Raw genomic sequence first — 7481 nt, forward strand, 5'->3', positions numbered from 1 at the left:
TGGTTAGGGAAGATCATGGAATTTACGTCTCACATGGATATCGCCCTTCAAGAAGCGCGCGCAGCTGCCGCACGCGGCGAAGTGCCGGTAGGCGCGGCGGTTATCGGGCCAGATGGGAAGGTGTTGGCGCGTGCGGGCAACCGGGTGTTGGATGGCCATAATCCGGCCGGACATGCCGAAGTTCTGGCGATTCAAGAGGCCTGTAAAATTCTTCAGTCAGAGAGACTTACAGGGTGTTCTTTATACGTGACGCTGGAACCTTGCGCGATGTGCGCAAGTCTGATTTCTCAAGCCCGCATCGCGCGGGTGTATTACGGCGCGAGCGACCCAAAATCAGGCGGCGTGGCACAGGGCGCGCGGGTGTTTGAACAGGCACAAAGCCATCATAAACCAGAGGTGTATGACGGGCTTTGCGAGGCCGAGTCGGCCGCCTTGTTGCGGGAGTTCTTCGCGTCAAAGCGCGCGCGTTAGCCAAACTCACCGGCGTGCATTTTTCGTGTAGGAACCGTGTGGATTGCGTGCCGACGATGTGACGGTGCCGCGCAGATCGCGGCTGGCGTGGCGAATTGGGCACGATATTGCCTGCCGTTGGGGAAAGCGCTTTGCCCGAATCGGCAGGTCGGATATCCCAACCCCACTGTACCACCAATCCAACACCCAAGATCAGGGAGGCTGACCATGACATATTCTCAATCACGCGACGCCAAATGGACAGGTGTGCAGGCGGCATTTGCGCCGCTGGGATGCATGGCCAGCTAGGCACAGCGCCCCGTTCCGGTCCGCCCGTTCTGGCGGCCCTTTTTCCAACCCAACCAACTCTAATACCGGGCCAGAGGCTTGCGCAGTTCAAACGCGTTTTGCCGTGGGGTTCGGGTCACCATCAACCAACAAGGAGCCGTCAGCGCATTGCTGCCGGTCACGTGAAGACCATGAATGCATTACCATTGAAGACATCTGCGACATTGAGCGAGCTTGTCGACGAGCTGGTTTCCAGTTTTGGCGCAAGGCGGGTGCTGCTGGCCATCACCGCACGGCTGATCAAACGGACGCGGCCGCCTGATACCACCGGGCTGCCTGCTTTGCATGCGCAGCCCGGCGTGGATGACTTGCCCGATGATATCCGGGCGGATATCGGGCTTCCGCCCAAGCGGGAGCGGGTGAACCCTGATTTGCTGGCGGGCTATGTCTCGCGGCATTGGATGTAGAAGTGTCGGGCGCCCGTTGGGGCGCCCGGCTTGTTTCATTTGCGTTCTTTCAAGGGCTTTGCCCTTGAGCCACGCGGGCAAAATCCCAGGATATTTCTGAACATGGAAACAGGGGACGGGTTGCGCTTGAAGCGGTGCGCGCGCGGGGGTACACGGGGCGGCGAGATTTAACGGAGAACCGCGATGTCGATTGACACCAAAACCGCCGGCCGCGTGGCAAAGCTTGCCCGCATTGCCGTCCCTGAGGATGATCTGCCCAGGCTGGCAGATGAACTTAACGGGATTCTGGCGTTTATGGAGCAGTTGAACGAGGTGGATGTGGACGGCGTCGAACCGATGACATCCGTAACCCCGCAGCGGCTGAAGCGGCGCGTGGACGTGGTGACGGACGGGTCGCAACAAGAGGCGGTTCTGGCGAACGCGCCGGATGCGCGCGAAGGGTTTTTTGCGGTTCCGAAGGTGGTTGAATAATGGGCACGCTTTCAAAACTGACGATTGCCGAGGCCCGCGACGGGATGCGGTCGGGCGCGTTTACCTCTGTAGACGTGACCAAGGACTGTTTGGCGGAGATTGAAGGCGCAGGCGTGTTGAACGCTTTTGTGCATAACACCCCGGAGATCGCGTTGGAGCAGGCCGCTGCGGCGGATGCGCGGATTGCAGGTGGCGACGCGCCATCCATGTGCGGCGTGCCGCTGGGGATTAAGGACCTGTTCTGCACCAAGGGTGTTGCGTCGCAGGCGGCATCCGACATCCTCAAGGGCTTCAAGCCGCAATATGAAAGCACCATCACCCAGCAATTGTGGGATGCGGGCTCGGTGATGCTGGGCAAGCTGAACATGGACCAGTTTGCGATGGGATCATCCAACGAGACGTCTTGTTACGGCGACGTGGTCAACCCCTGGAAGATTGACGACCGAAATCTGACGCCGGGCGGGTCCTCGGGTGGATCGGCCTCTGCGGTGGCGGCTGATTTGTGTCTGGCTGCGACGGGGACAGATACCGGCGGATCCATCCGCCAACCAGCGGCATTTGTGGGCATCACAGGCTTGAAGCCGACCTATGGACGGTGCTCGCGCTGGGGCGTTGTGGCCTTTGCGTCGTCGCTGGACCAGGCGGGGCCGATGACCAAATCGGTGCGGGACGCGGCGATTATGCTTGAGGCCATGTCGGGGCATGACCCGAAAGACAGCACCTCTGCCGAACTGGCCGTGCCGGATTTCGAGGCGGCATTGACGGGTGACATCCGCGGCAAGAAGATCGGGATCCCGAAAGAATACCGTTTGGACGGCATGCCGCAGGAGATTGAAGACCTGTGGTCGCAAGGCATTGCGATGATGAAGGACGCAGGCGCGGAGATTGTCGATATCTCGCTGCCGCATACGAAATACGCGTTGCCGGCATATTATGTTGTTGCCCCGGCGGAGGCGTCTTCGAACCTGGCGCGCTATGACGGGGTGCGCTTTGGGCATCGGGCTGCGCTGAGCCAAGGCGACGGCATCACCGAGATGTACGAGAAGACCCGTGCAGAAGGGTTCGGGCCGGAAGTGCAGCGCCGCGTGATGATCGGCACCTACGTGCTGTCGGCGGGCTTTTACGACGCCTATTACAACCGTGCGCGCAAGGTGCGGACCCTGATCAAGAAGGACTTTGAGGACGTGTTTGCCACCGGCGTTGACGCGATCCTGACCCCCGCAACCCCGTCGGCCGCTTTCGGATTGGGCGAGATGGCGGATGCGGATCCCGTTCAAATGTACTTGAACGATGTCTTTACGGTCACGGTGAACCTGGCGGGTCTGCCGGGCATCGCAGTGCCCGCAGGGCTCGACAAACAAGGGCTTCCGCTTGGGTTGCAGCTGATCGGCCGGCCTTGGGAAGAGGCGGATTTGCTCAACCACGCCTACGCGTTGGAACAGGCGGCCGGATTTGTAGCAAAACCGGAGAAATGGTGGTAAAACACGCTCAAGGTGCCGATCGAGCGCCGCGTGTTAACAAATAGAGCCAGTGTCCATGCGCATTCTTCTTTCCGCTTTCGTCGTTGCGAGCGTCGCCGCTTGCTCCCCGCCCGTACCTGACAGCGCCGCAGGCGTGGGATTTGAGAATTACGACACCTACCTGGCGCAGAAGCGCGCGCGGGATCAGCAGTTGCGCAATGGCCCGACTGCCGCCAGTCCGGCCGCGCAACCCGCCGCACCGCAGACAGAGGCGCAGGCCACAGCCGCCGCCGCCGTGGAAGCGATCCGCCCAACCGGGACGGCGTCGCCAGCAGCGGCGCCGGCTGCCAACAACGCCGAGATTTCTGACGAGCAGGATTTTGGAGCGGTGTCCGCGCGACAATCGATCGAGTCAGATGCCCAGAGACGCGCCAACCAATCGGCGCAATATACCGTCGTGCAGCCGACAGCCGTGCCATCACGGCCGGGCGGTACCACCCCCACGCCGATCGAATTTGCCCTGCAAGTGACCCACCCGGTGGGGCAGAAGACCTACACCCGATCCCCATTTGGGGCCGCGAAAGCGCAAGCGAATTGCGCGGCTTATGTCTCTGCCGAATTGGCGCAGGACGCGTTTTTGAAAGCCGGTGGGCCGAGCAAGGACAAGCTGAAGCTTGATCCGGATGGGGATGGTTACGCTTGCGGCTGGAACCCGGCGAAATACCGTCAGCTGGTGCGCAACTGAGGCTGATTTCGCGACCGTCGCCGAATTTTGGGCCCCGCAAGAGTGGGGCTTTGCCTGATATCATTGTCATTCACTACACCGCCATGGCCTCGGCTGAGGCGGCGTGTAGGGCGTTGTCGAACCCTGATGTCGAGGTGTCGGCGCATTACCTGATTGCTGAGGATGGTTGCGTTTCGACTTTGGTCGATGAGGCGGAGCGGGCGTGGCATGCAGGGGCTGGATGCTGGGGTGACGTGGTTGATGTGAACTCGCGTTCTATCGGTATTGAGCTGTGCAATGACGGGTTTTCGCCGTTCTCGGCTGCGTTGATGGACGCATTGGAGGCGCTTCTGGCGGGGATCATGGCGCGTTGGGCGATCCCTCCCGAGCGGGTGATTGCGCATTCCGACCTCGCGCCGGGGCGCAAGATTGACCCAGGATGGCGGTTTGACTGGCAGCGGTTGGCGCGTCAGGGGCTGGCGGTTTGGGCAGACGGTGCTGAAGGGGATGTCGCGACGTTCCGGCGGGATGCGGCAGCGTTTGGGTACACGGCGGACGTAGATGATGAGACGTTGCTGTCAGCGTTCCGGTTGCGGTTCCGGCCTTGGGGCGAAGGACCGCTTGATGCCGTGGATGCGGGGCTGGCGGCGGATTTGGCCGCGCGATTTCCCGTTGACCGCTTTGGGATGACCTCCTAGAGCAGCAATGCGCGGATGGCTGGATGGTCGCTGCGTTGTTTTTCTGTCTAGCTGAAGAGACGGGTAGCTCTCGGCGGGAAACCCGCCTGCCGCTTCCGCGTCGCGTTTCAGCTTTGCTGAAACACGACGTAGAGGAAAGTCCGGACTCCATGAAGACACGGTGCCGGGTAACGCCCGGCGGGGGTAACCCCAGGGACAGCGCCACAGAGAAGAGACGGCCTGCGCATGCGCAGGTTACGGTGAAACGGTGCGGTAAGAGCGCACCGCGGGTCTGGCAACAGCCCCGGCACGGCAAGCCCCACCGGGAGCAATGCCAAATAGGGACCTCGCGGTGCGAGCCAGGGCTTCTTCGGCCCGAGACGGTCCGGGTTGGCAGCTAGAGGGCCTTGGGCAACCAAGGCTTGAGATGAATGATCATCCAGAGGGTTTCGGCCCTTGGACAGAATCCGGCTTACAGGCCATCCGCGCTTTTTAATTGTCCGCTGTGCGGGCATGACGCTTTTGCGTTCTTTCGGGGATTTCATCCCCGAGCCACGCGGGCAAAACCCCTGAGGATATTTTTGAACATGGGAAGAGGGCTGGCGGTTTCGTTGCACGCTTCCTATGGAAGGGATATCACATTGGGAGCAGAGACATGATTGAGCGAATGGACACCACAGCGCGGGCGTCGAAAATTGTGAAGCATAACGGCGTGGCCTATTTGTCGGGGCAGGTGGCCGAAGGCGACGGGATCGCGGCGCAGACGGAGGCCTGTTTGGCCAAGGTTGAGGCGGCGCTGACACAGGCGGGCTCGTCCAAGGAGCAGATGTTGAGAGCCACCATTTGGCTGTCTGACATGAAGTACTTTGCCGGATTGAACGAGGTCTGGAACGCCTGGGTGCCGGAGGGGCATGCGCCCGCGCGAGCCTGCGGTGAAGCGAAGCTGGCCCGCGAGGAGCTCTTGGTCGAGATTATTGTCAACGCGGCTTACGACTAGGTCGGTTATTCGCCCAGCGCGATGCCCTCGCGTCGGGGGTCGGCGCCGCCTTTGAGGCCTGTTTCGTCAATGCTGATGGCGTGGAGGCCCGAAGTGAGGGCGCGGGCATTGACCTCGAAGCCAAGCTCCGTGAGCGGGTCAGTGAGGTTTGCGGCGTCTGTGCCTTCTTCGACATCATAGGTGCCGAAGCGGTTGACCAGATGCGGCAGCGCGATGGCTTGTTGTACATCCATGCCCCAATCGACGTGGGCAATGATGGTTTTGGCGACGTAGCCAATGATACGCGACCCGCCCGGCGAGCCCACCACCAGCGTGGGTTTGCCGTCTTTCAGCACAATTGTGGGGGCCATGGAGGACCGCGGTCTTTTGCCGGGTTCCACTCGGTTGGCGATGGGGACGCCGTCTGCGTGGGTTTTGAAAGAGAAATCCGTCAGCTCGTTGTTGAGCAGGAAGCCGCCGGGGGCCATGAGGCGAGAGCCGAAGCCGTTCTCGATCGTTGTGGTCATGGAGAGCGCGTTGCCCGCCGCGTCCACGATGGAGATGTGCGAGGTGGAGGGCAGCTCGATAGAGGCGTCATCGGCCCAGAGGAGTGCGTGGTCGAAGGCGGGGGTGCCGGGGGCGACTTCGGTCAGGGCCTTGTCGGTGTCGAGTTGCGTGGCGCGGGTGGCGAGGTAGGCGGGGTCAACCAAGCCTTCGGTGGGGACGGGGACGTAATCGCTGTCGGCCATGTAGCGGCCACGATCGGCGAAGGCGAGGCGGGAGGCGTCGCCAATCAAACGCCAGCTTTCGGGGTTCTCGGCGCCCAAAGCCGTAAGATCTTTGCCGTCCAGCATGCCGAGGATTTGGCCGACGGTCAGGGCACCTGATGAGGGCGGCCCCATGCCGCAAACGTCATGCGCGCGGTAGGTCGCACAGACGGCGGGGCGTTGTTTGATTTCGTAATTTGCAAGGTCGCGCATGGCCAGCACGCCGGGCTTGCCGTCGGCATTTTGCACCGTGTCCACGATGCCTTGCGCGATGTCGCCGGTGTAGAAGACCTGCACGCCTTCCTCGGCGATGCGGGTCAGCGTGTCGGCATAGCTTGGGTTTTTGAGGGTGTTGCCCTCCTGGATTGGTTCGCCCTCCGGGACGAAGTAGGAGGCCGTGCGGCCGAACTTGGTCAGGCGTTCCTGGTCATTTTCCACCAGTGCGGCGAGGCGGGGGGAGACTGCGAAGCCGTCATCGGCGAGTGCTATGGCGTCATCAAAGAGGCGCGGCCAGTCGGTGGTGCCCCAACGTTTATGGGCCTCAGCCATCAAGGCAGGCGTGCCGGGGGTACCGACGGAGAGGCCGCCGACCACGGCGTCGAAGAATTTGAGCGGCTCGCCATTGGCGTCTTGGAACAAGAGCGGCGTGGCAGCCATGGGGGCGGTTTCGCGACCGTCCAATGTGGTGACTTCGCCGGTTTCGGCGTCATACCACACAAGGAACGCGCCGCCGCCGAGGCCCGAGCTTTGCGGCTCCACCAAGCCAAGTACCGCTTGCACCGCGACCATGGCGTCAGCAGCGGTACCACCTGATTTGAGGATTTTGGCGCCGGCTTGCACTGCCAGCGGGTTGGCGGCGGCGACCATCCAATTCTGCGCCTCGACCGGGGTGCCCGCGCCTTTGGCGGCTTGGGCAGAGGCTGCTTCGGGCGCGATTGCGTCGGCGGCTTGTTGGGCTGTGGCGGGGAATGTGAAGGCAAGAAGAGCGAGGGAGAGGGCGGCACGCATGGGCAAAATCCTTTTGTCAGCTATGGGATCGGATGATGGGCCAATCTGCGTCGGTGGCAAGTGCGGGTTTTGCGCCTTGTAGTGTGCGGCGGTTCCGCGCTTGTGGAAGGGTGGCAGTCGAGGGACTGAACTACCTGCGATGAAGAACTGTTGCAGTGGGGCAAAGACGTAGTCTTGCGCCAATGTCTGGTTC

The 7481-nt window shown here is 61.9% G+C and carries 8 protein-coding genes and 1 other RNA gene; 8 read left to right on the forward strand and 1 reads right to left on the reverse strand.

What is annotated here, in order from left to right; all coding sequences use genetic code 11:
* The first annotated feature begins 15 nt into the window (after positions 1-15).
* The 8 genes from Q0899_RS19265 (at position 16) to Q0899_RS19300 (ending at position 5534) form a co-directional block, all read left to right on the forward strand.
* Positions 16-471, forward strand: coding sequence for a nucleoside deaminase (locus tag Q0899_RS19265; RefSeq protein ID WP_299195578.1), 456 nt, complete (start codon positions 16-18; stop codon positions 469-471).
* Between the two features lie 458 nt (positions 472-929).
* Entirely contained in the window at positions 930-1205 is a 276-nt protein-coding gene (locus tag Q0899_RS19270; protein ID WP_298359430.1) for a hypothetical protein, read from the forward strand.
* Between the two features lie 183 nt (positions 1206-1388).
* Positions 1389-1676, forward strand: coding sequence for an Asp-tRNA(Asn)/Glu-tRNA(Gln) amidotransferase subunit GatC (gatC, locus tag Q0899_RS19275; RefSeq protein ID WP_299195582.1), 288 nt, complete (start codon positions 1389-1391; stop codon positions 1674-1676).
* Positions 1676-3157 carry an Asp-tRNA(Asn)/Glu-tRNA(Gln) amidotransferase subunit GatA gene (gatA, locus tag Q0899_RS19280; RefSeq protein WP_299195584.1) on the forward strand — a complete coding sequence of 494 codons (1482 nt, stop codon included), beginning with the start codon at positions 1676-1678 and terminating at the stop codon, positions 3155-3157. The genes gatC and gatA overlap by 1 nt, the downstream gene beginning before the upstream one ends.
* A 55-nt stretch (positions 3158-3212) precedes the next feature.
* A complete protein-coding gene (locus Q0899_RS19285) occupies positions 3213-3881 on the forward strand; it encodes a hypothetical protein (protein WP_298292979.1) in 669 nt (222 codons plus the stop codon).
* A 59-nt stretch (positions 3882-3940) separates the two neighbouring features.
* On the forward strand, positions 3941-4558 hold the full coding sequence (locus Q0899_RS19290; RefSeq protein ID WP_299195592.1) for an N-acetylmuramoyl-L-alanine amidase: 618 nt from the start codon (positions 3941-3943) through the stop codon (positions 4556-4558).
* Positions 4559-4569: 11 nt separating this feature from the next.
* An RNA gene (gene rnpB, locus Q0899_RS19295) (RNase P RNA component class A) lies at positions 4570-5028 on the forward strand.
* A gap of 164 nt (positions 5029-5192) precedes the next feature.
* Positions 5193-5534, forward strand: coding sequence for a RidA family protein (locus tag Q0899_RS19300; RefSeq protein ID WP_299195587.1), 342 nt, complete (start codon positions 5193-5195; stop codon positions 5532-5534).
* Between the two features lie 5 nt (positions 5535-5539).
* On the opposite strand, the gene ggt is transcribed toward Q0899_RS19300, so the two are convergent.
* On the reverse strand, positions 5540-7288 hold the full coding sequence (ggt, locus tag Q0899_RS19305) for a gamma-glutamyltransferase (RefSeq protein ID WP_298292976.1): 1749 nt from the start codon (positions 7286-7288) through the stop codon (positions 5540-5542).
* Positions 7289-7481 lie beyond the last annotated feature (193 nt).

The sequence above is a fragment of the uncultured Litoreibacter sp. genome, from assembly GCF_947501785.1.
Taxonomy (GTDB): domain Bacteria; phylum Pseudomonadota; class Alphaproteobacteria; order Rhodobacterales; family Rhodobacteraceae; genus Litoreibacter.